Origin of the sequence: Aeromonas sobria, from assembly GCF_000820145.1 — a bacterium.
Classification (GTDB): domain Bacteria; phylum Pseudomonadota; class Gammaproteobacteria; order Enterobacterales; family Aeromonadaceae; genus Aeromonas; species Aeromonas sobria.
In genome coordinates, this window is sequence record NZ_CDBW01000023.1 from 1 (window position 1) to 25167 (window position 25167).

Here is a 25167-nt window from a genome sequence, read left to right on the forward strand (position 1 = left end):
CCATATTCAGGACGGGACACGCAGATAACAAAAAGCCGAACCACAGGGTTCGGCTTTTTTGATCCCGCGAGCGTCAAGGATGGGAGCAGACCGGGCAATCGGGGCGCTTGGGCAGCTTCATCTCGCGGAAGGTGCCACCGAGACCGTCGATCATCAGCAGGCGGCCGCTGTAGCTTTTGCCCATGCCCGCCAGCAGCTTGATGGCTTCAAGCGCTTGCAGGCTGCCCACCAGCCCCACCACGGGGGCGAGTACCCCCGCCTCGACACAGGTGAGGGCCTGTTCGCCAAACAGGGCGCTGAGGCAGGCGTAGCAGGGTTCATCTTCTTGCCAGGTGAAGCTGCAGAGCTGACCCTCCAACCGGATGGCGGCGCCGCTGACCAGCGGCACCCTGTGCTGGCGTGCCTTCTGATTCAACAGGTTGCGAATAGCCAGATTATCGGTGCAATCCAATACCAGCTGGTGCCGGGGCAGCAGGGTATCGAGCAGTGCCTCATCGGCCACGATGGCGTGGGTCTCCACGTTAAGCCAGGGGTTGAGGGCGCGCAGGGACTGGGCGGCAGAGTCCACCTTGTGGTGGCCAATGCGCTCATCGCTGTGCAGCACCTGACGCTGCAGGTTGGAGAGCTCCACCTTGTCGAAATCGACTAGGGTGAGCTGGCCGACCCCGGCCACCGCCAGATATTGGCTGGCGGCGCAGCCAAGGCCACCGGCACCGATCACCAGCACCCTGGCCTGCTTGATCGCCTCCTGTCCCTCGAAGTCGAAGGATTTGAGGATGATCTGGCGGTTGTAGCGCAGCAGTTCGGCATCGCTCAGGATCTCGCTCACAGCAGCAATCCCCCGAATGGTTCGACGGTGACCGTCTCGCCCACGGCGACGCGGCCCCGTTCCCGTTCAAGAACGATGTAGCAGTTGGCTCGCGACAGGGAGCTGAACACGGCGGAGTCCTGCGAGCCGGTGCTGCGCACCTCGAGGCCGTTCGGTCCCTGACTCATGATGCCGCGCTGAAAGTCGAGTCGGCCCGGGCTCTTTTTGAGTGGCTCGGCCACAATGGCTTGCAGCTGGAGCGGGCGCTCGAAGTGCTGGCCCGCCAGCTTGGCCAGCGCCGGTTGCACCAGCTGATCGAAGGTGACCATGGCGGAGACGGGGTTGCCCGGCAGGCCGAAGAACCAGGCGCGGGGCAGACGGCCAAAGGCAAACGGCTTGCCCGGCTTGATGGCGAGCTTCCAGAAGCCAATCTCGCCGAGCTCGTCCAGCAGTTGTTTGGTGAAGTCCGCTTCCCCCACCGAGACGCCTCCGGTGGTGATGAGTACATTGGCCTCTTCATCGGCGCGGATAAAGGCGGCGCGTAGCTGGGCCGGGTCGTCGGGGATGATGCCAAGGTCGAGGCAGTCGCAGCCCATGCGTGCCAGCATGGCCCGCACGCCATAGCGATTGGAGTCATAGATATCGCCGTGGGCAAGCGGGGTGCCAACCGGTTTGAGCTCGTCACCGGTGCTGAAGATGGCCACCTTCAGCGGGCGGTGCACTGCTACGGTGGCCACGCCAAGGGAGGCCAGCAGCGGCATTTCGCGCGGGGTGAGGCGAGTACCGGCTTGCAGCACGCAGGCTCCCTTGCCGATGTCGCTACCCGCCAGCCGAATGTTCTGCCCCGCAGTCGGTTCACACAAAAAAGTGATCCGATCGCCGTCGGCCTGCGTTTCTTCCTGCATCACCACCGCATCCGTCCCTGCGGGGAGCGGGGCGCCGGTCATGATCCGCACGCAGTGGCCAGCGGGCCACTCACCCTGGTAGGGCTGACCGGCAAAGGCCTTGCCCGCCATGATGAGCGGGGTGCCGGTGGCGAGATCTGCTAGGCGCACGGCGTAACCGTCCATGGCTGAGTTGTCGAAGGGGGGCACGGCGAGGGGGGAGGCGATATCGCTGGCAAGTACCCGGCCAAAAGCCTCTGGCAGGGGCAGCTGCTCGCTGTCGCAGCAGCAGGCGAGTTGCTCCAGCATCCCTTGCAGGGCATCGCTTAAGGGGAGTAGTCCGCTGGTATCAAATCCCATCGTCATGACCTCTTTCTATGATTGAAGGCGGGATTATCACAAAATTCCCCGGGGATGGGCAGGTTATCTCAAGGGAATCTCGAGGTAATCAGCGCTGAAACGGGGTGAGATGGCCATAAAGTATGAGGTGACGCACAAGTTGACTTGAATCTTGGCGGCAATGGCCGTTTACTATGCCGCCATAACAGATGGCCGTCACATCTCATGTGGCTACCATTACAACGATGCCGTCGGCCCTGTGCATCGTCATAACATAAGGGGTCGCTCGACGAGCGGCCCTCACATAGTCCCTGAGCGTGGGAGAGAAGAGAATGACAATACTTAGTCAGGAAGCCTTGCTGGTCAGGGCTGCCCTCGAAGCCCAGGGACTGGAAACTCCCCTGGTTGCCAACGAGCTGAACAGCCAGCAGAAACGGGAGAAGATCGAAGGCCATATGCGCTCCATCATGGAGACGCTGGGGCTCGATCTGGCCGATGACAGTCTGGCCGAGACGCCGCACCGCATCGCCAAGATGTACGTCAATGAGATCTTCTCTGGCCTCGATTATTCCACCTTCCCCAAGGTGACGGTGATCGAGAACAAGATGCAGGTGGATGAGATGATCATGGTGCGGGACATCAGCCTCACCAGTACCTGCGAACACCACTTCGTCACCATCGACGGGCTGGCCCATGTGGCCTATATCCCTCGCGGCAAGGTGATTGGCCTGTCGAAGATCAACCGGATCGTGCAGTTCTTTGCCCGCCGCCCCCAAGTGCAGGAGCGGTTGACCCAGCAGATCTTGCTGGCGCTGCAGACTTTGCTCGGCACCAAAGACGTGGCCATCAGCATCAGGGCGACCCACTACTGCGTCAAGGCGCGCGGGGTGATGGATTCCACCTCCCATACCACCACCACCTCGCTGGGTGGGGTATTCAAGACCCAGCCTGATACCCGGGCCGAATTTCTGGGCGGTCTGCGCGGATAAGATAAAATAACGGTTATTTTGTAACCACCCATCTGAATAAACGAGACGCCAGCAACCCTTGCTGGCGTTTTTCATTGGTAGCGGATGAGAACCTTGCCCCGCATCGGCTTGGCCCGCGGGGACTGCATCAGGTAAACGTTATGCTGTTTTTCGATTTATTCATCTGAGCGGTATATTTAATCAATGGTGAGCAGTTGACCTCTCTCACCTTACAAAAAGTAACCAAACAGACTCTTTCCTAACCACCCCGATCTGGTTACTCTAGCGCCCCCTCACGGCTCTCGCTGCCGCTCATGGAATTCAGAGATATTCATCAAGGTTGGATGGTGCGCCACTGAACAAGTGGCCAGATAGTTCATGCCAGGAGGGCGTGAACCGGACGAGTGCAACGAATTTAACGACCACCAGGATACGCCATGAATACCAGTTCCATGACCATAGGCAAAAAACTCACCGCCGGCTTTGCCGTGCTCGGTTTGATGGTCGCCTTTATCGGCGGCTTCTCGTTGCTGGAGTTCAGCAACATGAACCGGGCGGCTATCGGTTTTACCGACAGCATCCTGCCCGCAGTCAACCGCACCAATGACATCGGTGACAGCATCAGTGAGCTGCGTCGTTATGAGCTGGCCCTGTTCCTGGTGGCCTCTGATCCCCAGAAGCGTGCCGAGTACCGCACCACGGCCGCTCAGTTGGTGGAGCGCCTCAAACAGCAGATGATTGACCACGACAAGACCATCTGGGCGCAGGACGTGGAAGAGCGTCGCACCTTCGATATCGTCAAGGGTGACTGGGCAAGCTACCTGGCCCTGCACCAGCAGGTTAAGCAGTTGCAAGATAGCGGCCTGATGAGCGAGGCCCAGACCGTCTTCATGGATCAGGGGATCCCCCTCTACAACAATCTGCACAAGTCGGTGGCGGAGCTGATCCGCATTAACCACGGTTATGCGACCGAGTCGCGCAAGGTCGTGGTTGCCTCCTATGATTCCGCCAAGCTGAGCGTCACCATCGCGCTGGTGCTCGGTCTGGTACTGGTGGTGGTGCTCTCCATGGTACTGACCCGCCAGATCCGCGATCCGCTGATCATGCTGGCCCGTCAGGCCCAGCGTATTGCCAATGGCGAGCTGGGTCAGGGCGAACTGCAGCAGTGGATCCGTGACAGCCGCTTCAACCGCGACGAACTGGGTCAACTGGGTGCCGCCATCAACCGGATGCAGGGCTCCCTCTCCGATCTGGTGAGCGAGATCGCCGGTTCCGTGAGCCAGCTCAGCAGCGCGGTGGAGGAGGTGAGCGCCATCTCCAGCCAGTCTGCCAGCGGCATGGCCATTCAGCAGAATGAAGTCTCCCAGGTGGCGACCGCCATGAACGAGATGCAGTCCACCGTTAACGAAGTGGCCCGCAACACCACAGATGCCATGAGCGCCGCCAAGGATGCCTCCCGCACCTCCGCAGCTGGCAGCGAAGTGGTACGCAGCTCCATCGCCAGCATCGAAGAGGTGTCGGTCAAGATTGAACAGGCGGGCACCGTGGTGCAGCAGCTGGAGGCCGACAGCGCCAACATCAGCGTGGTGCTGGATGTGATCCGCGATATCGCCGGTCAGACCAACCTGCTGGCCCTCAACGCTGCCATCGAAGCAGCCCGTGCCGGGGAGCAGGGCCGTGGCTTTGCGGTCGTTGCCGATGAAGTGCGATCCTTGGCCCAGCGTACCCAGGACTCTACCGCCGAGATCAGCAAGATGATCGAGCTGTTGCAGAGCCGCGCCGCCGAGGCGGGCAACGCCATGCAGCTGAGCCGTCACCAGATGCAGGAGAGCGTCGGTCTGGCGCGGGATGCCGGCACCAGTATCGACACCATCAACGGTGCCGTAGTGCGTATCACCGATATGAATACCCTGATCGCCACCGCCACCGAAGAGCAGAACGCTGTGACCGAAGAGCTCAACCGCAGCATCGTCAACATTCACAATGCCGCAGACGAGAATGCCCAAGGTGCCCATCAGATCGCCCAGGCCTGTGGTGAACTGAGCAAGCTGGCCAACACCCTGCACCATATGACCCAGCGCTTCACCCTCTAAACCGTGACGCTTGGATAACAGAAGGCCCCGCCAATTGGCGGGGCCTTGTTGTTTCTGGCAGGCTTGTTGATCGCGGGTCAATTAGTGAGGCGTCACCGGCCGAAGTCAGACCCCTCACCCGACCTTTAGCTCAGTCCAATGATCTCGCCGTACTCATCGATATGACGGTCAGGAAGGGCAGGCTGCCAACAGGCTCTTCAGCTCAGGCCGATTATTTCCCCGTTCTCATCAATATCGATATGACGATAGGCAGGCAGGCTGCCCAGCCCCGGCATGGTCATGATGGGGCCCGCCAGCGCATAGACGAAGCCAGCACCGGCGCAGAGCTTCACCTCGTCGATGGGCACTTCGAAATCGGTCGGCACCCCCTTGAGAGCGGGGTCATGGCTGATGGAGAGCGGCGTCTTGGCGACGCAGATGGGCAAGTGATCCCACCCCTCGGCGGAAAGTTGCGCCAGCTGCTGGCGGGCTTTGTCGGATAGCTGCACTCCGCGGCCACCGTAGCCGCACTCCACCAGGGTCGCCAGCTTGGCGGCGAGGCTCATCTCGTCGGGGTAGAGCAGTTTCACCTTACTAGGTTGCTCGCAGGCGGCGACCACGGCGCGGGCCAGCTCGCTGGTGCCTGCGCCACCTTGGGTGAAGGCGTTGGAGATAGCCGCACCACAGGCACCGGCTTGCTGCGCCTCATGGGCCAGCAGCGCCAGCTCGGCCTCGCTGTCGGTGGGGAAGCGGTTGATGGCGACCACCACCGGCACCCCGTAACGGCGGGCGTTCCGGATATGCCAGGCGAGGTTGGCACAGCCCTGCTTGAGGGTCGGCAGATCCTCCCCCTGCAGGCTCGCTGGCAGCGGCTGGCCCGGGCGGATGTCGAGCAGGCCACTGTTGGCCTTGAGGCCGCGCACCGTGGCCACCAGTACCACGCAGGCGGGGGTAATGCCGGATTGGCGGCTCTTGATGTTAAAGAACTTCTCCAGCCCCATGTCGGAGCCAAAACCCGCCTCGGTCACCACATAGTCGGTCAGACCGAGGGCGATGCGATCGGCGATCACCGAGGAGTTGCCGTGGGCGATATTGGCAAAGGGGCCTGCGTGTACCAGCACCGGCGTCTGCTCGGTGGTCTGCATCAGGGTCGGTTGCAGCGCATCTTTGAGCAGCACCGTCATGGCGCCTGCTACTTCCAACTGTTCGGCGGAGACGGGCTTGCCGTGGATGTCGCGAGCCAGCTGGATGCGGCCGATGCGATCGCGCAGATCCTTGAGATCGCTTGCCAGCGCCAGAATGGCCATTAGCTCGGAGGCGGCGGTGATGACGAAGCGATCGCTGCGCTCCACACCATCGGCAGCGCCGCCCTGACCTATGGTGAGGTGGCGCAGGGCGCGGTCATTCATGTCGAGGGTGCGCGGCCAGAGGATATTGGCCGGGTCGATCTCGAGCCGTTGCAAACCGGTTCTGGCGGTGAACTCATCGCCGAGTTTTTGCTCGTGGAACAGGCGGGCATCGAGGGCTGCCGCCGCCAGATTGTGGGCCGCCGTCAGGGCGTGGAAATCGCCGGTGAGGTGGAGGTTCATCTCCTCCATCGGCACCACCTGGGCGTGGCCGCCACCGGCTGCGCCCCCCTTGACCCCGAATACCGGCCCGAGGCTTGGCTGGCGGATAGTGGCGATGCTGGGCTGGCCGATATGGTTGAGCCCCATGGAGAGGCCGAGGGTGGTCACCGTCTTCCCTTCACCGAGCGGGGTGGGGGTGATGGCGCTTACCAGCACCAGCTTGCCCGCTTTCTGGGGCTGGGCCTTGAGCAGTGCCAGGCTGAGTTTGCCTTTGTAGTGACCGTGAGGGCTGAGCAGGTGCTGGGGGATGGCGAGGCGTTCGGCCAGCGCGTGAATGGAGAGACGGGGGGACTGGCGGGAGATCTCGATATCGCTTAGCATCAGCACCTCGTTGGCATATCGGGGTAAAATATGCGGCGCAGTCTAGTGGAATATAACGGGTAATCCAATGACGAAAACGATTTTATTTGGTGAGGGCGAGGTTCGTCAGAATCCTGTTCGGCTGGATCTCAACGCACTCTATCATCCCCCCAAGCAGCCGATGACAGCGCTGGGGATCGTCAGTGCGCTGGTACCGCTGTTCGGTTTCGGTTGGCAGGCGATGACTCAGGATCCAGAAAGCCAGCTGCGCCATGAGATCCGTAAACGGGTCAACAAGCACAGAACCGATGAGGCGAACCTCATCCTGATCCTGCAGCTGGCCGCCATGTTTGACTGCAGCGAGCTGGAGGTGGCGCTCCCCTATGTCCTCAGTGAATCGCAGTTGTCGGTGATCCGCACCCGTCTGCCACGCTGGCAGTTGATACTCGAACAACAGCAGTTGCTGGCGAAGCTGATCTCCGCCACTGCTCCCGGCAAAAGTTAGGGTTTAAGCCGAACAGTCCGCGCTGGCCATCAGGCGGGCGCATCCCACTTTTGCGGGGCGAGGTAGCGCTCCTGCACGAACTCGATAAAGCAACGCACCTTGGCCGAAACGAAGCGGCGGTGCGGATAGATCGCATAGAGCCCCACCTCGCCCTTCTCCCACTCCGGTAGCAAGCTCACCAGCTGCCCTGCCCGCAGGGCTTCCCCCACGATAAAAGTGGGCTGCAATATGATGCCCTGATCATCACAAGCGGCACGGGTCAGCGCCACCCCGTTGTTGGCCCGCAGCGGCCCCTGCGGTCGGATGCTCTGGGCTTCGCCCCCCTGTTTGAAGTGCCACTCCGGCTGGGTCAGGGTATAGACCAGACAGTCGTGCTGCTTGAGATCCTCGGGTTTTTCCGGTCTGCCCTTGCGTGCCAGATAGGCGGTGCTGGCGCAGAGCGCCAGCTTGATGGTGGCCAGCTGGCGTGCCACCAGCGAGGAGTCACTGAGGTGGCCGATGCGCAGCGCCAGATCGAACCCCTCTTCCACCAGTGCCACTCGCCGGTCGCTGTACTCGATATCGAGTTTGAGATCGGGAAAGCGCTGGCGAAACAGCGGTAGGGCGGGGGAGAGATGAAGGTAGCCAAAATCCATCGGCACCGAGAGCTTGAGGGTGCCGTGGGGTTGCTGGTTGTGGTGGGTCAGCTGGCTGTGGGTCTCTTCCAGCTCCGCCAGCAGGGCGAGGGAGCGCTGGTAGTAGAACTGGCCCGCCTCGGTGGGATTGACCTGACGGGTGGTACGCGACAGCAGCCGGGTGGCGAGGGACTCCTCCAGCTGCTGCATCAGTTTGGAGGCCATGGCGACCGAGATGCCGAGCTGGTTGGCGGCCTTGGTAAAGCTCTGGCACTCCACCACCTTGATAAAGGTGCGCATGGCGGCGATCTGGTCCATTTTCCATCCTCAGTAAATAATGAATTTAATAAATCACTGATTATTCATCTTCAGAACGAGGTTAGCATTTTGGCCACTGATGTGAACCCCAAGATGAAGGAACGAACGGATGAAAATGACCAAGGCTCTGCTGGCCTCCTGCCTGTTTATGGCGACCCCTCTGATGGCGGCGGATTATGATGTGGATGCGGCGCACACCACGGTGCAGTTCAAGGTGGGTCACCTGGGCTTCTCCGAGCTGGTGGGTCGCTTCAACACCTTCAGCGGCACCTTCAGCATGGATGACGCCAACCCGGCGGCGGCCAAGGCGAGCTTTGAAGTGGATGCCGCCAGCGTCGACTCCAACCACGAGGCCCGCGACAAGCACCTGCGCAGCCCTGACTTCCTCGACGTGAAGCAGTACCCCAAGATGACCTTCGTCAGCTCCGCTTACGAGGGCACCAAGGATAAAGGCGTGCTGAAAGGGACCCTGACCCTGCACGGCGTCGCCAAAGAGGTAGCCTTTGATCTGGTCAAGATCGGCGAGGGCAAGGATCCCTGGGGCGGCTACCGCAGCGGCTTCAATGCGTCCACCACCATCAAGCGCAGCGACTTTGGCGTGAGCTACATGCTGCCCGGCATCCCGGACGAGATGAACATCAACCTGTTTGTCGAAGGCGTGCGCAAGTAATGGGCGCGGAACTTCTGCTGCAAACCCTGGCGGCTCCTCTGGGAGCCGCTTTGCTATCGTGGCGCTGGCCGCGACTGGGGTATCTGTGGGGGGCGCTGGCGCTCTGGCTGGTGGGATCCTTGCTCGGCGGCCTTTATGGCATCCCGGCCAAGGCGTGGCAGTGGCTGCCGCTGACCTTGCTGGTGCCTGCCATCGCGGATCAGGTGAGCGTTCTGCGTGGCTCGCTGCTGCTCTTTGCCGTTATCAGTGCGCTGGTGTGGTGGCAGGGATTGGCCTCGGTACTGGCCAGCGAGCCGATGATCTGGCTGGCGCTGCTGCCCGCCATCCTCTGGTTTGGATGGAGCGGTCTGCGTGGTGATAGCCGCGAGGGGCTCGGCTTTGCCCTCGGCTTTATCTGGCTGGCGCTGGTGATCGGCATCGATGGCAGCCTGCTGATAGCCCAGCTGGCCGGTGCGCTGGCGGCTTTCGCCGGTTTTCGCGCGCTGCTTGCCACCTTTGCAGCCATCAAGGTGGCACCCGCCGGTCTGGCGTTGGCGCTCGCCTTTGTCCAGATGCTCGCCTGGCAATATGTGGAGGTGCCGCTGGTGGTGTTGCTGCCGGTCTGGCTGCTGCCGCTGCTGGAGTGGGCTTTGCGTGACAAGCGATTGCCGCTGCGCTGGGGCGCACTGATCCTGCTCGCCGCGGCGGGAACCGGACTCAGCCTGTGGTGGGTGTGGCCTGCTGCTTCTTTGTACTGATTTTTGCATGAAAAACAGGCAATTACAGTCATTTTTGCATACCCGCTCATACTCTTGGCAGATAATGATTGAGCCCCCTATGTGTTTCAGATAAAAAGGATTTTCAATTTATTTGGACACACACAGAACCCGGTTATGCCGGGTTCTGTGTGTTTGCTTGCAGCACACTCTTTGCGGCACATAAGGAGGCCACAGTTGCGCAGTCAAGGATCTGAGCATCTGTTTTTTCGCCATTTCACCGGACAGGGACGCATCGACGGGCTCTGCATTCTGCTGGTCACCCACCTGCTGCCCGATCGCCCCCGTTTTATCGACGCCCTCGGTCAGATGGGACGGATCGGCGCCATTTTGCCCAAACCGAAATCGGTACACGGCCCGACCCTCGAGTGGGTATCCCAGCACTATCCGGTGCTGCCCCTCAACCGGCACTGGACCAATGATCCCGACAGCATCATCCAGCAGATTGCCCCGCTGGTGGCCCCCCACGAGCGGTTGCTGATCCTCGATATCGGCGGTTACTTCGCCAGAACCCAGATGATCTTGAGTGAGTACTTCGGCCCCCGTTTCCTCGGGGTGGTGGAGATGACCGAGAACGGCCATCAGCGCTATGAGCAGGAGGTGCTGGCGACCCCGGTGGTGTCGGTGGCGCGCAGCCCCCTCAAGCAGGCCGAGGATATTCAGATTGGTCTGAGCGTGGTCTACTCCGCCGAGTCGCTGGCGCGCACCCTCAACCGCACCTTCAACGTCTGCGAAGCCGTGCTGTTTGGCTATGGCAAGGTGGGGCGCAGCATCGCCCGCGACCTGCGTGGTCGCAACCTCCATCTCGGGCTGGTGGAGACCGATGTGCTGCGCCAGGTCGAAGCGCTCTCCCACGGTTTTCGCTTGATCACCAAGGCCGAGGCCCTCGGCCGTGCCGAGCTGGTGATCTGCTCCACCGGCAACGGCTCGCTGGACTTGGCGGATCTGCAGGCGCTGCGCCCCGGCACCATGGTGGCCTCGGTCACCTCGGCCGACGACGAGTTTGCCTTCTCGCTGGCCCAGCTGCCGTGGCTGAGCGAAGAGGTGTGCCCCCACGTGCTGGCCCTCAACCGGCCGGATGGCACCCAGATCTACCTGCTCAACCGGGGCGAGGCGGTCAACTTCGTCCATGGCGCCGTGATTGGTGAATATGTCTATCTGGTGCTGGCGGAGATCATGGAGGGGATCCGGATGCTGGCGGCAGGCCCCCTTGCACCCGGCCTGTTCGAGCTGCCAGAATCGGCGATGCGTACCATTGCCCGCCATTGGCTGGCCGATTTTCATGGTGTTGACCAGCACTGATTTGACCAAACCGGGATCGGCCATTGGGCGGCGGTACGCCACTTCCTGCCATTGGCCGATTTTTTATGGAGTCCCTCATGACCGAATCCGAACCCCTGATCAGCAAACCCCGCATCGAAATCCGCTACTGCACCCTCTGTCGCTGGATGTTGCGCGCCGCCTGGCTGGCGCAGGAGCTGCTCTCCACCTTCGACAGCGATCTGGGAGAGGTGGCGCTGGTGCCGGCCAGCAAGGGGGAGTTTCGCATTCTGGTCAACGGGGTGCAGGTGTGGGATCGGGTGGTGGATGATGGCTTCCCCGAAGCCAAGGAGATCAAGCAGCGGGTGCGTGATGTCATCGCCCCAGAGCGGGATCTCGGCCACTCGGATCGCAAGGCGGCCGAGTAGCACCTGACGCGTCGTCAGCAAAACAAAAACAAAAACAGAAAAGGAGAGGGAGGCCATGGCCTCCCTCTCCTTGTTTAGTTTCCCACCTGCGGGGATGGTCTATTCGGGCGGTTTGCCCGGATCCGCCATTCTGTAGCCAAGGCGCTATGCGCGCCAAGCAGCGGTCAGGCGCACCAGCTCTACCAAGGTGGCGACCGATTTTTCCATGGATTGCAGCGGGATAAACTCGTGCTTGCCGTGGAAGTTGTGGCCACCGGTGAAGAGGTTGGGGCAGGGCAGTCCCATAAAGGAGAGGCGGGCACCGTCGGTACCGCCGCGAATGGGCTTGATCTTCGGCACCACGTCGGCGGCCTCCATGGCGGCGCGGGCCAGCTCGACGATATGTATGTGCGGCTCGATCTGGCTGCGCATGTTGCGATAGCTGTCGGTCAGAGTCAGCTCGATGCGGGCCTTGGGATACTCTGCCTGCATGGCGGCGACCCGGCTCTGTATCTCGGCCTTGCGCGCGGCGAAATGCTGGTCGTCGAAGTCACGGATGATGTAGTGCAGGGTGCTCTCCTCCACGGTGCCGCTCATCTGGGCCAGATGGAAGAAGCCTTCATACCCTTCGGTACACTCCGGGGTTTGCGCGGCGGGCATGGCGGTGTGGAAGCGGGCAGCTAGGGTCTGGCTGTTGAGCATGCTGCCCTTGGCGGTGCCGGGGTGGACGTTGTTGCCGACAAAACGCAGGTTGGCGCTGGCGGCGTTGAAGTTCTCATACTCCAGCTCCCCCAGTTCGCCGCCATCGACGGTATAGGCCCACTTGGCCGGGAATCTGTCCAGCGGGAACAGGTTGGCGCCGCGGCCGATCTCTTCATCCGGAGTGAAGCCGACCCAGATATCGCCGCGCGGGATCTCGGGGTGAGCCTGCAGATGGTCAATGGCGGTAAGGATCTCGGCGATGCCCGCTTTGTCGTCGGCGCCCAGCAGGGTGGTGCCATCGGTGGTGATGAGATCCTGACCCAGATAGTTTTTCAGGAAGCGGTAGTCACGGATGGCGAGCACCTCGTCACCCTTGCCAAGGCAGATGTCGCCGCCCTGATAATTTTCAATGAGCTGGGGCACCACGTGCTCCGCCTCGTAATCGGCGGTATCCATGTGGGCAATCAGGCCGATGGCGGGGGCATCTGGCTGGTTGCCGGGCAGGCAGCCGGTGAGGTAGCCGTGCTCATCCAGGGTGACTTGGGTCAGCCCCAGCGCTGTCATCTCCTCCTGCAGGGCACGGGCAAAGATCAGCTGGCCTTCGCTGCTGGGGCAGGCAGGATTGGTCTCATCGGAGCGGGTATGAAAAGTCACGTAACGCAGAAAACGCTCAAGCAGGGTATCCATTAGTCAGCCTCTAACCGGTGATGAGCGGTCATTGTGGCCAATCCGTGTCGGCCACTCATTGCGTCAGCGCAGGTTTTTCCCATTTTTTGACGCACAGCGCGGCAGTTCGCCGAATGGCCGTCGGGTATCTGTGGCGTGTGGGTGCGCATAAAATGTGGCGTTATCGCGATATTTAGGCGCTTGTGGTGGGGGTGAAATTCCCCCCAGCCAGCGCACAGCAAGGCGTCAGCCTTGCCGTGTCGTTTTAACACACTTTTCAAGGGGAAATAGCCGCATCGCATAACCAGTGCCATCCCAGAGCCCGCCTGCCCGCCAGCAAGATTTCATCCCTTGGTTAAAAGGGGATTTTGCGCACTCTTTTTTATTGTCACTGCCTGCGGTAAGTGTGTACACTCCGCGCCGATCCAAGGGCAACTCTGAAGCAGGCAGCGCCGCCAGATAACCGACCGATCATACGCCTATAGGGCGAGGCACGCAGAAACGACAGACACTGCTGGGCATGGTTTCTTTAATACCGGTTAGGCTCCGGTATCAGGGAGAGCAACAGACTCTCATCGTTCATTTGACCGAGTGGGCCAATGGCTCATCATCTTCCCTTGTCATGGGTGGTCACTTGATGTGAGCTGGGCTGTGGTTGTTGTCGTCTATCAACACGCATGCGTGCTGGCGTCTTCGCTTCTCTTCCTTGAAACCCTCTCCTTCTGTCGTGATGGCTGCCGAATGATGAACTGACGGCGTGGCTGATGTCGTCTGTCATCAAAGTACCGCGGCGCCCCGTTTCTGGTGGCACCGCATACCGTTGAGCTTGATGTAAAGCCACCAGCCCCACATCAAGACTCGTTACTTCCCAAAATCCACCAGACAGCGTGGCTTGCCACGATGTAAAGAAAGAGGGTCTGGATGTGATAGAGGGTAACGAAGGCGACTTCTGGTCGCTCATTTGCGAGGCATAGCCCATGACTAACTGGTCCAGCAAGGACTCCTTGAAGGTCTACAACGTTCCCTACTGGGGTGCGGGTTTTTTCAATATCAATGACGCCGGTCAGGTGACCGTTGCTCCCGACAAGTCACGCCCTGATGCACATATTGTCATCTCTGATGCCATCGAACAGCTGCGTCAATCCGGGCTGACTACCCCCGTGTTGCTGCGTTTCCCCGACATCCTCAAGAGCCGGGTCGATGCACTGTTCAACGCCTTTGGTCAGGCCATCGAGAAGTCAGGCTATCAAGGGGAGTACCTCTGCGTTTACCCGATCAAGGTAAACCAGCAGCGTCGCGTCATCGAGACCATCAGCCAGTCCTACAGCGACAAGCCCCGGCTTGGCCTGGAAGCTGGGTCCAAACCGGAACTGCTGGCCGTGCTGTCCCATCACCATGATCAAGGATCGGTGATCGTCTGTAACGGTTACAAAGACCGCGAATATATTCGCCATGCCCTGCTCGGTAACCTGATGGGCCACAAGGTCTACATCGTGGTAGAGAAGCCCTCCGAGCTGGAAATGGTGCTGGACGAGTCAGCTCGCCTCAACATCAAGCCCAATATCGGGGTGCGCGCCAAGCTTGCCTCCACCGGCTCCGGCATGTGGGAATCGAGCGGCGGCTCCATGTCCAAATTCGGCCTCTCAGCCTCCCAGATCCTGGCGCTGGTCGAGCGTCTGCGCAGCCTGGACAAGCTGGATTGCCTGCAACTGCTGCACTTCCATCTGGGCTCCCAGATCGCCAACATCCGCGACATTCAGGGCGGTATCCGCGAGTGCGGCCGCTTCTATTCCGAATTGCGTCGTCTGGGTGTGCCCATCGACGTGGTCGACGTCGGCGGTGGTTTGGGTGTGGACTATGAGGGCACTCGCTCCCAGAGCCACTGCTCCGCCAACTACAGCCTCTCCGAGTACGCCAACAACGTGGTGTGGGGCATCGGCGATGTCTGCCGTGAGTTCGATCTGCCGCACCCCACCATCATCAGCGAGTCTGGCCGTGCTCTGACCGCTCACCACGCGGTACTGGTTACCAATCTGATTGGTGCCGAAGGGGTGGAGATGAGCGATATCAGCGCGCCGGACGAAGATGCCCCCACCATTTTGCAGAACATGTGGAAAGGTTGGCTGGATCTGCGCAGCGAAGATCCCTCCCTGCTGGAGATCTTCCACGACTCGGTGGCAGATCTGGGCGATGTGAACACCCAGTACACCATGGGCCTGCTCAACCTGGAGCAACGTGCCTGGGCCGAGATGCTGCACCAGAACACCTGTCTGGCACTCAAAGAGCTGCTCAACCCGGTCAACCGCAACCACCGTGCGCTGGCGGACGAGCTCTCCGAGAAGCTGGCGGACAAGTGCTTTGCCAACTTCTCCCTGTTCCAGTCCCTGCCAGATGCCTGGGGTATCGGTCAGGTGTTCCCGGTGATGCCGCTGACCGGGCTTGAGCGTCCGCTCACTCGTCGTGGCATCCTGATGGACATCACCTGCGACTCTGACGGTCAGGTGGAGCACTACGTCGACGGTCTGGGGGTCGAGAGCACCCTGCCGATGCCGGAGTACGCCGAGAACGAAGTGTGCCACGTCGGCTTCTTCCTGGTCGGTGCCTATCAGGAAATCCTCGGCGATCTGCACAACCTGTTCGGTGATACCCACTGCGCCGAAGTGTGGCTGGATGACGAAGGCAAGATGGACATTCGCAACATAGTGCGCGGCGACACCGTTGACCAGCTGCTGCGTTACGTCAACATCGACCCGTCAGTGATCCGCGAGAGCTATCAGCGGATCTCCGCTCATCCGGCGCTGGACGAGGCCACTCGCAAAGCTCTGCTCGACGAGCTGGAGCTGGGTCTGCAAGGCTACGCCTATCTGGAAGACGAATAAGCCTCTGGCTTGTTGCCCGCCTGGCGGGAAAGAAAAACGGCGCCTTCGGGCGCCGTTTTTGTTGTGGAAGTCCCGCGACGCTGTAGTGAGGCTTTCCCCATCTTCATTCGGATAGCAATGGGCAGCTCCGGGCACCGCAGGCCACAGATCCGGCAGATATCTGCGCTTGTCAGCCGCTTCTCTTGATCTGCATCAAGCTTGACCCGTGCCGGTTATTTTACGGTCAGAAGTGATGTTGTGGATATGTAACAAAAGGATGTGATTATGGAACTGGAAAGGGACCCGAGATGCTATACCGATGTCTGCATCAATGGTAAGTGGTATCACTACGACCACTGCAGCACCAATGTCTACATGCTGATGGGGGGCGCAGCCCCGGCGCTGCAACTAGCCTATGAGCCGAGTAGCGAAGAGGAGCTGATTGAGATGCTCCGCCAGCTGGCTGGCGGCTGAACGGTGTGATTACATCTCTCTCGATGGCCATCGGGCGCGTTGCCACGATGGCCACATCTCCTCATTGCTATGCATATTCTCAGCGTGTTTTATTGCCCAATAATTCCTTGCCAATCTCCAGCATGGCGACGGCTGCGGCGTAGGTACTATCGGACTTGCCTATCTCGTCCGCCACATAGAGAAAATTGGATTGGTACTTCTCGACGGCCTCTCGCGGGCTGGTTGCGTCAATAAAGTCCTCCTCCACCTCGAACCCTTGGGTCAGCAGTGCCGCCTTTTCATGTAGAAAAGTCGGGGATGCCATGTCGATAAAGGTGTATTGCTGCCGATTGGATGCCGGAACGGTAAAAAACTGGTATCTGGCCATGGGTAAATCCTTGCCTGAAGCGGGTGATAGATGAAGTGACGCTGGTTTTATCTGTGGCTGGCAGGCGGCCTGCCTCGACATCGCAGACAGTGCGTGTCGGAAATGCCGCATTTTGTTTTCGTTCGAGACTACTTGTTCGATATCTGCCGAGCGAGTGGGGCGTAGGGATTTTCTGGATGATCCGTGCAACTGAGATGTTGTGGGCAGGCGCAAGGCTGGGATGATGCCGGGCTCATATTGAGCCCGGCTTGTTAGCGCGGGGTCACAGCACGAAGCTCTGCACCATGGCGCGCAGCTGTTCGGTGAGCTGGTGGATCTGGCGGGCGGCATCGCGGGCGGCGTTGGCCACTTGCAGTGCCTCATCGCTGCCATCGGAGATGCGCACCACGTTGCGTTCGATCTCGTTGACCACGGCCCCTTGCTGCTCGATGGCGCTGGCGATGATGGCGTTGGTATCAACCATCCGATCCACCTTCTCGGTGATGGCGCCGAAGGCCTGTTTCGCCTCCTGCGCCAGCCCGACCCCCTCCTGCGCTTCATGGCTGGCAGCCGACATGGCGGTGACCGAGGCACGGGCGCCGGATTGCAACTGCTCAATCATCTGCTGGATCTCGACGGTGGCCCCCTGGGTTCGGTTGGCCAGGGATCGCACCTCGTCGGCAACCACCGCAAAGCCACGGCCTTGTTCACCGGCCCGGGCCGCTTCGATGGCGGCGTTGAGGGCCAGCAGGTTGGTCTGTTCGGCGATGCCGCGGATCACGCTGATGACGCCGCCAATCTGGCTGCACTGCTGCTCCAGCTGACCTATGGTGTCGGCGGTGCGCAGCACCTCGCGGTTGATATGGTCGATGGCCTTGATGGTGCGCTCCACCACATCTTCACCCTGACCGACCACGTTCTGCGCCTCCTGCGTCATGCGGGCGGCTTGCAGGGCGTTACCCGCCATGTCCTGGGAGGTGGCTGCCAGCTCCTTGATGGCGGTGGCGACCTGATGGGTCTCCCCTTGCTGATCGGCAATCACCTCCTGCGAGCGGCAGGTGCGCGCTTCGATGTCGGTGGCGCTCTCCACCACGGTGACGCCATTCTCCCGCACCCGCAGCATCAGGGTGCGCAGGGTTTCCAGGGTTACGTTGTAATCCCGGCTGATGGCAGCCAGCTCGTCCTGACCGACGATCTCGATATGTTGGCTGAGATCCCGGGCGTTGACCCGGGCGGCAATATCACGCACCCGCCCCACGGTTTCGCGCAGGGAGAGATAGGCGCCGATCATCAGGTAGAGGTAGAGCAGCAAGCTGGCAGTCAGCGGCGCGGTGACCCACCCGAAGTGGCGTTGGTTGGCCTCCAGCCGCTGGTGCAGATCTGCCTCCAGCCGTTGGCGCACATGGCCTGCCAGTGCAGTGATAGCACCATCCATGTTATCCCCCAGTGCCTGTACCTCCTTGGTGGAGAGCTGCACCAGCTGATCCTTCATCATCTTGTTTTCCATGGTCTCGACCCCCTGACGCACCAGTTGCATCAGGGCATCGGTCTGCTGGCCCAGCTCGGCGCGGTAGGCCGGTTCGATCTGATAGAGCAGGGTCAGGTCAGCTTCCAGTTCCTGCAGGGTAGCGTTGATAAGGTCGAGACGAAAACGCAGGCCGCTGTAGCCCTCTGCCTGAAACAGGCCGAAGTCGGCGATGGTGGCGGCGCGATCCCGCACCTGGGCCAGCAGGTCGCGCAGCTGTGGCAACCGCTCGCTGGTGAGGATCACCATGTAGTAGGTGCCGAGCGCCGGATCCTGAATAAGGCTGCTGGAGGCGGTGATGTGCTTGTAGAGGTGGCGCACTCCGGTCAGCAGCTTGTCGTGGCGCAGGTTGCTCTGCTCCACCTCCAGCTTGCCCGCTGCACTCTGCAGGGCGGCCCAGCCCTGCTGGAGCACCTCAAAGGAGGGGTTGTTCTGGCGAGTGTCGGCAAAGGCTTGCAAGCTCTGATCCACCGTTTGCGCGGCCGCCTTGACCTGATCGTCACCGACCGGATCCACCTCATAGGCGTGGCGGGTCACCAGATTGCGATGGGCGAGCAGGGCCTGTTCGATGGCGGGAACAGGGGCGAGATTGACCACCCCCGCCAGCTCCCGGTTGGCCTGCTCGCTGTCATCCTGTAGCTGCCCCAGCAGATTGGCCATGCTGTAGGCCAGCGGCAGCAGCATCAGGCAGGACCAGAGCAGGAATTTGTATTTGAAGGAGAGCTGATTGCCCAGCCGGATGGCAGGGTTGAAAATCCATTTCATGTTAAGCCTCGATACCTGAGCGCGGGCGTGATGGGTGCTGCCTGAATAGTACTCTGAGCGGTTCCCCCTTGGGTGAGGCTCGATTGCAAGTTGTGATCCCCTTGGCTTTTTGTCTCTGTGGGGGAAAGCAGAACGAGCCATCTGTTCCGCTATTGATAGCAATAAAAAAACGGGCCACCCGAAGGTGACCCGTGGTCGATGAGGGGATATCCGCTTGCAACCGATCAGTTGAACGCCAGGAAGGGCGAGACGCAGAGCAGCAGGCCGGTGACGATGATGATGTAGAGGGAGGTGCCCTTGTACTTGTGCAGCGCCGGTACCTGATAGACCAGATAGGCCGGGATGAGACAACCCACCATGCCGAAGATGGGGCTGCAGATGGAGGTGAAGCTCAGCACCGGTGCGTTGAGCACGATGGCACCCCAGGAGAGCATGACGGTAAAGACCATGATGCCTTTGCCCACCAGATCCCGGTTGATGCGGTTTTCCGGCATTACGCGGCGCAGCAGGTTCATCGCCAGTCCCTGACAGGCTTCACGGAAACCGAGGTAAACGCCGAAGTAGGCGGTCATCACCGCGAAGATGTTGAGGGTCAGGCTGAGCAGCTTGAGGGTCTGGCCGGGCATCCCCTGGGCTACCATGGCCAGCGCGGAGATGTTCTCTTCAGAGGCTTTGACCGCCTGATCGTGGCCCATGGCCAGGGTGAAGGAGACCGCATAGAAGAACACCACCACAAACAGGATGCCGAAGGCGATGTTCATGGCGCGCATCGCCTTGAAGCGGGCCACTTCCAGTGACTTCTCCCGCGAACGGTAAGAGATCACCATGGGGCTCAGGCTCTGGATAAAGAGGATGGAGGTGAGGGTGAAGGGCAGCATGATGATGGCATCCTTCATCCAGTCACCGGCAGCGGGCATGGCGGTGATGTTGGCCGCATCCCACTTGTCCACCATCATCAGGCCGAGCACCGCTACCACGCTGATCTTGGTCAGCACCATAAAGGTGGAGATCTTGAACAGCAGGTTCTCGCCACGTGAGGCCAGCGCCACCAGACCGCAGATCAGCACCAGACCATAGAAGGGATTGTCCGAGATCAGACCGTCGGTGACGCCGAAGCTTTGCAAGAAGGAGGCGCTGTCATTGGTGATGGCAGTGGAGTAGACAAAGACCCAGATCACCAGCATCACGAAGTAGAGGGCACCGAGCAGCATACCCCAGTTTTTACCGAGGTAGCCGGTGATGACGCTGGGGTAATCCTTGCACTCTGGCGAGGTGGCCAGGGTGTTGATAAAGAGGCGCTGGAACATATACATGGCTGGGTAGCCGATCACCGCAGAGAGCAGAAAGACCCACAACCCCATCAGACCTACCTGTACCGGCAAGAAGACGATCCCCGCGCCGATGGCCATGCCGATGCTCATGATGATCCAGCCCCAGTCGGTGCTGTCGAAGCGAACCGCTTCTTTCCATTCCAGCGTGCCCATCGCGGGGCTGGCGAGTGTAGTGCTATGCGCGTCCATTAAAACCTTCTTTTTTGTAGGGGTGTGGGAAAACTGCGCAAATATAGTTGAATAAAACTGTCATAAACAATGCCCATAAGAGTACTTTTGTTCAAATCAGGATGGCGATCACGGTTTATATTGAGGCCAAAAGGTGCCTTTAAACGCCATTTTTGTATCTTTTTGTTGAATGAATAAAATAAAAAGCAAATAATGTTGAAGTAAATTAGATTCATAACTGCAAAAAAAATTGCATGCATTGGAGTGGTAAAATGAAAAGCATCATCACAGCAGCAGCGGCTCCTGACGCTATCGGCCCTTACAGCCACGGCACCGCCTATGGCGATCTCATCTTTACCTCCGGCCAACTGCCGGTCTGCAAACAGCAAGGTGGGGTGGTGGAAGGGGGCATTGCCGCCCAGACTCGCCAGTCGTTGGAAAACCTGAAATCCGTGCTGGAAGCCGCAGGCGGCTCGCTGGATACCGTGCTCAAAACCACCTGCTACCTCGCCGAGATCAGCGATTTTGCCGCGTTCAACGAGGTGTATAAAGCCTATTTCCAGAACGATTGTCCGGCGCGCAGCTGCTTCGCAGTGAAGGATCTGCCGATGGGCGTCAAGGTTGAAGTGGAAGCGATCGCTCATATCGCTCGTTAATGCTGAAAAAAAGGTTCCCGAGATGAAACAAGCGTGGCAGCAGTATCTGCAAATTATTCAACAGGTTGTCAAACCTGCGCTGGGTTGTACCGAGCCAATCGCCGCTGCCTATGCTGCGGCTGTCGCCGCCCGGCAGTTGGGGTGTGAACCCCGCCGCCTCGAAGTCGTGGTGTCAGATAATCTCTACAAGAACTCGATGGGTGTCTATGTGCCGGGTACCGGCAAGATCGGTCTGGCCATCGCGGCCGCGGCCGGTGCCATCGGTGGTAACGCCGATGCCGGACTGGAGGTACTGGCTGCCATTGGGCCCGAGCAGGTGGACCGTGCCCAACTGTTGATCGATGCCGGCCACGTGCAGGTGAGCCGCACCGCCGCCCCCGAGTTTATTTTCTGCCGGGTGACCGTGTTTGGTGTGGATGAGCAAGGGGAAGAGCACAGCGCCGACGTGACCCTGTGCGGTGGTCATACCCGTATCGTTGAGCAGCGCCGCAATGGTGAAATAACCTTCGCCGCTGATCAGAGCCAGGGTGGTGCCACCGGTGCCATCTGTGACGGGGTCGATATCAGCATCGCCGCCATCTATGAGTTCGCCACCCAGGTGGAGTTCGAGCAGATCAAGTTCATTCTCCAGGCCTCTGTGCTCAACGGCAAGCTCTCCGCCGAGGGGATGAACAATCCCTACGGTCTGCAGATTGGCCGTACCATGCAGCAGAATATTCAGGCTGGCCTTATTGGTGAGGATGTGATGAACCGCATCGTGATGATGACGGCCGCCGCCTCCGATGCCCGCATGGGGGGCGCTACCCTGCCTGCCATGAGCAACTTCGGCAGCGGCAACCAGGGCATTGCGGCCACCATCCCGGTGATGGTGATTGCCGAGCGTTACGGTGCCAGCGAAGAGCAATTGGCTCGCGCGCTCATCATGAGCCATCTGGGCGCCATCTATATCAAGTCCCACTATCCGCCGCTGTCGGCCTTTTGTGGCAATACCGTGACCAGCGCGGCGGCCTCCATGGCCATGGTCTATCTGGCGGGCGGCAGCTTCGAGCAATCCAGCTTCGCCATCCAGAACGTGTTGAGCGACAGTGCCGGCATGGTGTGCGACGGGGCGAAAGCCTCCTGTGCCATGAAGGTGAGTACCTCCTCCGGTGCGGCGGTGCGCGGCTTCCTGATGGCCCTCAACAGCCACTCGGTATCGGGGCAGGGGATCGTCTCCGACAACGTGGATCAAACCATCCGCAACGTCGGCCAGATGGTCAAGGACGGCATGTCTGCCACAGATACCACCATTATTGATATCATGTCCGCCTGATGTCCCTGTCGGCTGCTGCATGGCCTTATCCCACGTGCAGTAGCCCTTGCAAGAAGGTCCCATTGTGAAGCTGCAAGAGTTGAGTCCGAGCGATTTTGAGATCCTCAAGTCGATGGAGAACATAGTGGACGGCATCGCCGCCATGTATGGCCAGCACACCGAGGTGCTGCTCCACAGTCTGGATGGGCGCAATCCCTCGATCATCAAGATTGCCAATGGTCATATCACTGGCCGCAGTGTCGGCGCCCCCATCACCAATTTGGCGATGATGAAGCTCAAGAGCGGGCAGGATATTTCTAGCCCCTACATGACCAAGTGTGCCACCGGCAAGACGCTGCGATCCCTGACCACCGTCATTCGCAATAGTGAGCATCAGGCAATCGGGCTGCTCTGCATCAATAGCGACATGGATGCCCCGTTGCAATCCGTGCTGCGGACCATGATGCCGGAGTGCATGCATCCCCACGAGAGCCATGCCACACCTGAGGTGTTCGCCCGTAACATCGACGAAGCGCTCAACAGCACCATCGACACCGTCAGTGCCGAGGTGCGTGGCAACGAGGCGGTGCCGCCGTCCCAGAAGACCCGGATCATCGTCAACCAGCTGCACGACATGGGGATCTTCGAACTCAAAGACAGCGCCCAGATCGCCGCGCGCCAGCTCGGCATCTCGGTTCACTCCATCTACCGCTATCTGCGGGAGATCAAGAAGGGCTGAGCCGGTTCAATCTGGCCAAATTGACAGCAAACGGGTCAGCAGTGACCCGTTTTTTACGCCTGCTTCAACAGACCTGTTTGCGTCATCCCCCGGGCTCATCTGCTATCATCGTCCCCCTTCATATTTCTATCTATCTGAACGTGCTGGAGAAACCATGTCTCGACTCATCTATCTGCTGCGCCACGGCCAGACCCGATTCAATGCCGAGCAGCGTCTGCAGGGGCGTTGCAACTCCGATCTGACCGACAAGGGGGAGGCGCAAGCCATCGCCATGGGGCGGCGGCTCGCCGACGAGCTGGCGGATCCCGCCCGCTGGACCGTCTATGCCAGCCCGCTCGGGCGAGCCCGTCAAACTGCGTTGCTGGTGTGCGAGCAACTGGGGCTGGCGGCAGATCGCATCGTCTGGGACGATCGGTTGATGGAGCTCGGCATGGGGGAGTGGGAGAGCTGCCAGATCCCGGCGCTGCGGCTTGCCCACCCCGAACTCGATACCGGCAAGGGGGATTGGTATCTGCAGGCACTGGGGGCAGAGAGTTTCGAGAGCATCCAGCGCCGTGCACACCAGTGGTTGCAGGACCCCGCGATTGCTGAACGTGCCATAGTCATCTCCCACGGCCTGCTCGGCGCCATGCTGCGTGGCGTCTATGCCGATCTCGACTATGAGGCGACCTGGTCACAGGAGTTGCCGCAAGATGCCTTCTATAAGCTGCAGGATGGCCATATCACCCGCATTGCCTGCTAGTTGCCGTGAGGTAGGCACCATGGTATGGACTATGATGGCCACCTTCGGATGGCCATTTTTGCCGCAGTTCAACACATCAGAGCACCATAGCGGGCCACAATGAGGTATCTTATGCCCCGATTTCATCCATTTAACGGATCCGAGACCCCTATGATTATCAAACCCAAGGTTCGCGGCTTTATCTGCACCACCACTCACCCGGTCGGTTGTGAAGCCAATGTTCGTCGCCAGATTGCTTACACCCAGGCCAAGGGCACCATCGAGAATGGTCCCAAGAAGGTACTGGTGATCGGCGCCTCCACCGGTTATGGTCTGGCCTCCCGGATTGCCACTGCCTTCGGTAGCGGCGCCGCCACCATTGGCGTCTTCTTCGAAAAGCCGAGCTCCGAGACCAAGACGGGCTCCGCCGGCTGGTACAACTCCGCCGCCTTCGACAAGGCCGCCAAAGAGGCCGGTCTCTACGCCAAGAGCGTCAACGGCGATGCCTTCTCCCACGAGTGCCGCGCCAAGGTGATCGAGCTCATCAAGCAGGATCTGGGTCAAATCGATCTGGTGGTCTACTCCCTGGCCTCTCCGGTGCGCAAGATGCCGGATACCGGCGAAGTGGTGCGCTCTGCCCTCAAACCCATCGGCGAGGTCTACACCTCCACCGCCATCGACACCAACAAGGATCAGATCATCACCGCCACCGTCGAGCCGGCGAACGAAGAAGAGATCCAGAGCACCATCACCGTGATGGGCGGTCAGGACTGGGAGCTGTGGATGGGAGCCCTGCGTGATGCGGGCGTGCTGGCCGACGGCGCCAAGTCCGTGGCTTACTCCTACATAGGTACCGATCTGACCTGGCCCATCTACTGGCATGGCACCCTGGGCCGCGCCAAGGAAGATCTGGACCGCGCCGCCACCGCCATTCGTGGCGATCTGGCAGCCAAGGGCGGCACCGCCCACGTGGCCGTGCTGAAATCCGTGGTGACCCAAGCCTCCTCTGCCATTCCGGTGATGCCGCTCTATATCTCCATGGCCTTCAAGATCATGAAGGAGAAGGGCATTCACGAGGGCTGCATGGAGCAGGTGGACCGCATGATGCGCACCCGTCTCTACGCTTCCGATATGGCGCTGGACGATCAGGCCCGCATCCGCATGGATGATTGGGAGCTGCGCGAAGATGTGCAGCAGACCTGCCGCGACCTGTGGCCCTCCATCACCAGCGAGAATCTCTCCGATCTGACCGACTACACCGGCTACAAGCAGACCTTCCTCGGCCTGTTCGGTTTCGGGCTGGATGAGGTTGATTACGATGCGGATGTGAATCCGGACGTGAAATTCGACGTGGTCGAGCTCTGATCCTGACGCAAGCGAAAACAGAGCCCCCTCTT

At 60.3% G+C, this 25167-nt stretch carries 23 protein-coding genes; 14 read left to right on the plus strand and 9 right to left on the minus strand.

Annotation, left to right across the window (positions count from 1 at the left end; all coding sequences use genetic code 11):
* Positions 1-73 precede the first annotated feature (73 nt).
* The gene (gene moeB, locus BN1135_RS11330) at positions 74-829 is read right to left on the minus strand and encodes a molybdopterin-synthase adenylyltransferase MoeB (protein WP_042021151.1); all 756 of its coding nucleotides are present in this window, start codon (positions 827-829) and stop codon (positions 74-76) included.
* Positions 826-2052, minus strand: a complete 1227-nt coding sequence (gene moeA, locus BN1135_RS11335) for a molybdopterin molybdotransferase MoeA (protein ID WP_042021152.1) — start codon at positions 2050-2052, stop codon at positions 826-828. Before moeA ends, moeB begins: the two co-directional genes overlap by 4 nt.
* Before the next feature lie 311 nt (positions 2053-2363).
* Here moeA and folE point away from each other — a divergent pair, with 311 nt between their 5' ends.
* The gene (folE, locus tag BN1135_RS11340) at positions 2364-3020 is read left to right on the plus strand and encodes a GTP cyclohydrolase I FolE (RefSeq protein ID WP_042021153.1); all 657 of its coding nucleotides are present in this window, start codon (positions 2364-2366) and stop codon (positions 3018-3020) included.
* 416 nt (positions 3021-3436) lie between these two features.
* The gene (locus tag BN1135_RS11345; RefSeq protein WP_042021155.1) at positions 3437-5092 is read left to right on the plus strand and encodes a methyl-accepting chemotaxis protein; all 1656 of its coding nucleotides are present in this window, start codon (positions 3437-3439) and stop codon (positions 5090-5092) included.
* 197 nt (positions 5093-5289) lie between these two features.
* Here BN1135_RS11345 and BN1135_RS11350 read toward each other — a convergent pair whose 3' ends face one another.
* Positions 5290-7020, minus strand: coding sequence for a formate--tetrahydrofolate ligase (locus BN1135_RS11350; protein WP_042021156.1), 1731 nt, complete (start codon positions 7018-7020; stop codon positions 5290-5292).
* Positions 7021-7087: 67 nt separating this feature from the next.
* On the opposite strand from BN1135_RS11350, the gene BN1135_RS11355 reads away from it, so the two are divergent.
* Positions 7088-7504 (plus strand): hypothetical protein, encoded by a 417-nt coding sequence (locus BN1135_RS11355; protein WP_042021157.1) that lies wholly within the window; start codon positions 7088-7090, stop codon positions 7502-7504.
* A gap of 29 nt (positions 7505-7533) precedes the next feature.
* Here BN1135_RS11355 and BN1135_RS11360 read toward each other — a convergent pair whose 3' ends face one another.
* Entirely contained in the window at positions 7534-8436 is a 903-nt protein-coding gene (locus BN1135_RS11360) for a LysR family transcriptional regulator (protein ID WP_042021158.1), read from the minus strand.
* A 109-nt stretch (positions 8437-8545) separates the two neighbouring features.
* Here BN1135_RS11360 and BN1135_RS11365 point away from each other — a divergent pair, with 109 nt between their 5' ends.
* The 4 genes from BN1135_RS11365 to BN1135_RS11380 all read left to right on the plus strand — a co-directional run bounded on the left by BN1135_RS11365 (position 8546) and on the right by BN1135_RS11380 (position 11549).
* Positions 8546-9106, plus strand: a complete 561-nt coding sequence (locus BN1135_RS11365; protein ID WP_042021159.1) for a YceI family protein — start codon at positions 8546-8548, stop codon at positions 9104-9106.
* Positions 9106-9843, plus strand: a complete 738-nt coding sequence (locus BN1135_RS11370; protein ID WP_042021160.1) for a hypothetical protein — start codon at positions 9106-9108, stop codon at positions 9841-9843. Before BN1135_RS11365 ends, BN1135_RS11370 begins: the two co-directional genes overlap by 1 nt.
* Before the next feature lie 195 nt (positions 9844-10038).
* On the plus strand, positions 10039-11163 hold the full coding sequence (locus BN1135_RS11375; protein WP_042021162.1) for an adenosylhomocysteinase: 1125 nt from the start codon (positions 10039-10041) through the stop codon (positions 11161-11163).
* A 77-nt stretch (positions 11164-11240) separates the two neighbouring features.
* A complete protein-coding gene (locus tag BN1135_RS11380) occupies positions 11241-11549 on the plus strand; it encodes an Rdx family protein (RefSeq protein ID WP_042021163.1) in 309 nt (102 codons plus the stop codon).
* A 144-nt stretch (positions 11550-11693) separates the two neighbouring features.
* On the opposite strand, the gene pepT is transcribed toward BN1135_RS11380, so the two are convergent.
* Positions 11694-12917: a peptidase T gene (gene pepT, locus BN1135_RS11385; protein ID WP_042021165.1), complete on the minus strand. Its 1224-nt coding sequence runs from the start codon at positions 12915-12917 to the stop codon at positions 11694-11696.
* A gap of 586 nt (positions 12918-13503) precedes the next feature.
* Positions 13504-13893, minus strand: a complete 390-nt coding sequence (locus BN1135_RS22140; RefSeq protein WP_157830656.1) for a hypothetical protein — start codon at positions 13891-13893, stop codon at positions 13504-13506.
* Here BN1135_RS22140 and speA point away from each other — a divergent pair.
* Both speA and BN1135_RS11395 read left to right on the plus strand, forming a co-directional pair.
* Positions 13874-15775 carry a biosynthetic arginine decarboxylase gene (speA, locus tag BN1135_RS11390; protein WP_042021166.1) on the plus strand — a complete coding sequence of 634 codons (1902 nt, stop codon included), beginning with the start codon at positions 13874-13876 and terminating at the stop codon, positions 15773-15775. The genes BN1135_RS22140 and speA overlap by 20 nt on opposite strands.
* A 264-nt stretch (positions 15776-16039) precedes the next feature.
* Positions 16040-16228, plus strand: a complete 189-nt coding sequence (locus tag BN1135_RS11395; RefSeq protein ID WP_042021168.1) for a hypothetical protein — start codon at positions 16040-16042, stop codon at positions 16226-16228.
* 79 nt (positions 16229-16307) lie between these two features.
* On the opposite strand, the gene BN1135_RS11400 is transcribed toward BN1135_RS11395, so the two are convergent.
* The 3 genes from BN1135_RS11400 to BN1135_RS11410 form a co-directional block, all read right to left on the minus strand.
* The gene (locus BN1135_RS11400; RefSeq protein WP_042021170.1) at positions 16308-16595 is read right to left on the minus strand and encodes a hypothetical protein; all 288 of its coding nucleotides are present in this window, start codon (positions 16593-16595) and stop codon (positions 16308-16310) included.
* Positions 16596-16857: 262 nt separating this feature from the next.
* Positions 16858-18864, minus strand: a complete 2007-nt coding sequence (locus BN1135_RS11405) for a methyl-accepting chemotaxis protein (RefSeq protein ID WP_042021171.1) — start codon at positions 18862-18864, stop codon at positions 16858-16860.
* Between the two features lie 224 nt (positions 18865-19088).
* Positions 19089-20384: an SLC5/6 family protein gene (locus BN1135_RS11410; protein WP_083220976.1), complete on the minus strand. Its 1296-nt coding sequence runs from the start codon at positions 20382-20384 to the stop codon at positions 19089-19091.
* A gap of 251 nt (positions 20385-20635) precedes the next feature.
* Between BN1135_RS11410 and BN1135_RS11415 the strand changes: the two genes are divergently transcribed.
* The 5 genes from BN1135_RS11415 to fabV all read left to right on the plus strand — a co-directional run bounded on the left by BN1135_RS11415 (position 20636) and on the right by fabV (position 25135).
* Positions 20636-21019: a Rid family detoxifying hydrolase gene (locus BN1135_RS11415; RefSeq protein WP_042021172.1), complete on the plus strand. Its 384-nt coding sequence runs from the start codon at positions 20636-20638 to the stop codon at positions 21017-21019.
* 22 nt (positions 21020-21041) lie between these two features.
* Positions 21042-22331, plus strand: coding sequence for an L-cysteine desulfidase family protein (locus tag BN1135_RS11420; RefSeq protein ID WP_042021176.1), 1290 nt, complete (start codon positions 21042-21044; stop codon positions 22329-22331).
* Between the two features lie 64 nt (positions 22332-22395).
* The gene (locus tag BN1135_RS11425) at positions 22396-23049 is read left to right on the plus strand and encodes a helix-turn-helix transcriptional regulator (RefSeq protein WP_042021179.1); all 654 of its coding nucleotides are present in this window, start codon (positions 22396-22398) and stop codon (positions 23047-23049) included.
* A 154-nt stretch (positions 23050-23203) separates the two neighbouring features.
* Positions 23204-23791 carry a histidine phosphatase family protein gene (locus tag BN1135_RS11430; protein WP_042021181.1) on the plus strand — a complete coding sequence of 196 codons (588 nt, stop codon included), beginning with the start codon at positions 23204-23206 and terminating at the stop codon, positions 23789-23791.
* Between the two features lie 150 nt (positions 23792-23941).
* Entirely contained in the window at positions 23942-25135 is a 1194-nt protein-coding gene (gene fabV, locus BN1135_RS11435) for an enoyl-ACP reductase FabV (RefSeq protein WP_042021184.1), read from the plus strand.
* The last annotated feature ends 32 nt before the right edge of the window (positions 25136-25167 follow it).

What these genes read in the sequence shown, in the direction of transcription:
- moeA (WP_042021152.1), bottom strand. Translation starts at nt 2,052, where the DNA reads ATGGGATTTGATACCAGCGGACTACTCCCCTTAAGCGATGCCCTGCAA.
- fabV (WP_042021184.1), top strand. Translation starts at nt 23,942, where the DNA reads ATGATTATCAAACCCAAGGTTCGCGGCTTTATCTGCACCACCACTCAC.
- folE (WP_042021153.1), top strand. Translation starts at nt 2,364, where the DNA reads ATGACAATACTTAGTCAGGAAGCCTTGCTGGTCAGGGCTGCCCTCGAA.
- BN1135_RS11360 (WP_042021158.1), bottom strand. Translation starts at nt 8,436, where the DNA reads ATGGACCAGATCGCCGCCATGCGCACCTTTATCAAGGTGGTGGAGTGC.
- pepT (WP_042021165.1), bottom strand. Translation starts at nt 12,917, where the DNA reads ATGGATACCCTGCTTGAGCGTTTTCTGCGTTACGTGACTTTTCATACC.
- BN1135_RS11370 (WP_042021160.1), top strand. Translation starts at nt 9,106, where the DNA reads ATGGGCGCGGAACTTCTGCTGCAAACCCTGGCGGCTCCTCTGGGAGCC.
- BN1135_RS11400 (WP_042021170.1), bottom strand. Translation starts at nt 16,595, where the DNA reads ATGGCCAGATACCAGTTTTTTACCGTTCCGGCATCCAATCGGCAGCAA.
- speA (WP_042021166.1), top strand. Translation starts at nt 13,874, where the DNA reads ATGACTAACTGGTCCAGCAAGGACTCCTTGAAGGTCTACAACGTTCCC.
- BN1135_RS11405 (WP_042021171.1), bottom strand. Translation starts at nt 18,864, where the DNA reads ATGAAATGGATTTTCAACCCTGCCATCCGGCTGGGCAATCAGCTCTCC.
- BN1135_RS11415 (WP_042021172.1), top strand. Translation starts at nt 20,636, where the DNA reads ATGAAAAGCATCATCACAGCAGCAGCGGCTCCTGACGCTATCGGCCCT.
- BN1135_RS11345 (WP_042021155.1), top strand. Translation starts at nt 3,437, where the DNA reads ATGAATACCAGTTCCATGACCATAGGCAAAAAACTCACCGCCGGCTTT.
- BN1135_RS11410 (WP_083220976.1), bottom strand. Translation starts at nt 20,384, where the DNA reads ATGGACGCGCATAGCACTACACTCGCCAGCCCCGCGATGGGCACGCTG.
- BN1135_RS11395 (WP_042021168.1), top strand. Translation starts at nt 16,040, where the DNA reads ATGGAACTGGAAAGGGACCCGAGATGCTATACCGATGTCTGCATCAAT.
- BN1135_RS11355 (WP_042021157.1), top strand. Translation starts at nt 7,088, where the DNA reads ATGACGAAAACGATTTTATTTGGTGAGGGCGAGGTTCGTCAGAATCCT.
- BN1135_RS11430 (WP_042021181.1), top strand. Translation starts at nt 23,204, where the DNA reads ATGTCTCGACTCATCTATCTGCTGCGCCACGGCCAGACCCGATTCAAT.
- BN1135_RS11350 (WP_042021156.1), bottom strand. Translation starts at nt 7,020, where the DNA reads ATGCTAAGCGATATCGAGATCTCCCGCCAGTCCCCCCGTCTCTCCATT.
- BN1135_RS11420 (WP_042021176.1), top strand. Translation starts at nt 21,042, where the DNA reads ATGAAACAAGCGTGGCAGCAGTATCTGCAAATTATTCAACAGGTTGTC.
- BN1135_RS11380 (WP_042021163.1), top strand. Translation starts at nt 11,241, where the DNA reads ATGACCGAATCCGAACCCCTGATCAGCAAACCCCGCATCGAAATCCGC.
- BN1135_RS11365 (WP_042021159.1), top strand. Translation starts at nt 8,546, where the DNA reads ATGAAAATGACCAAGGCTCTGCTGGCCTCCTGCCTGTTTATGGCGACC.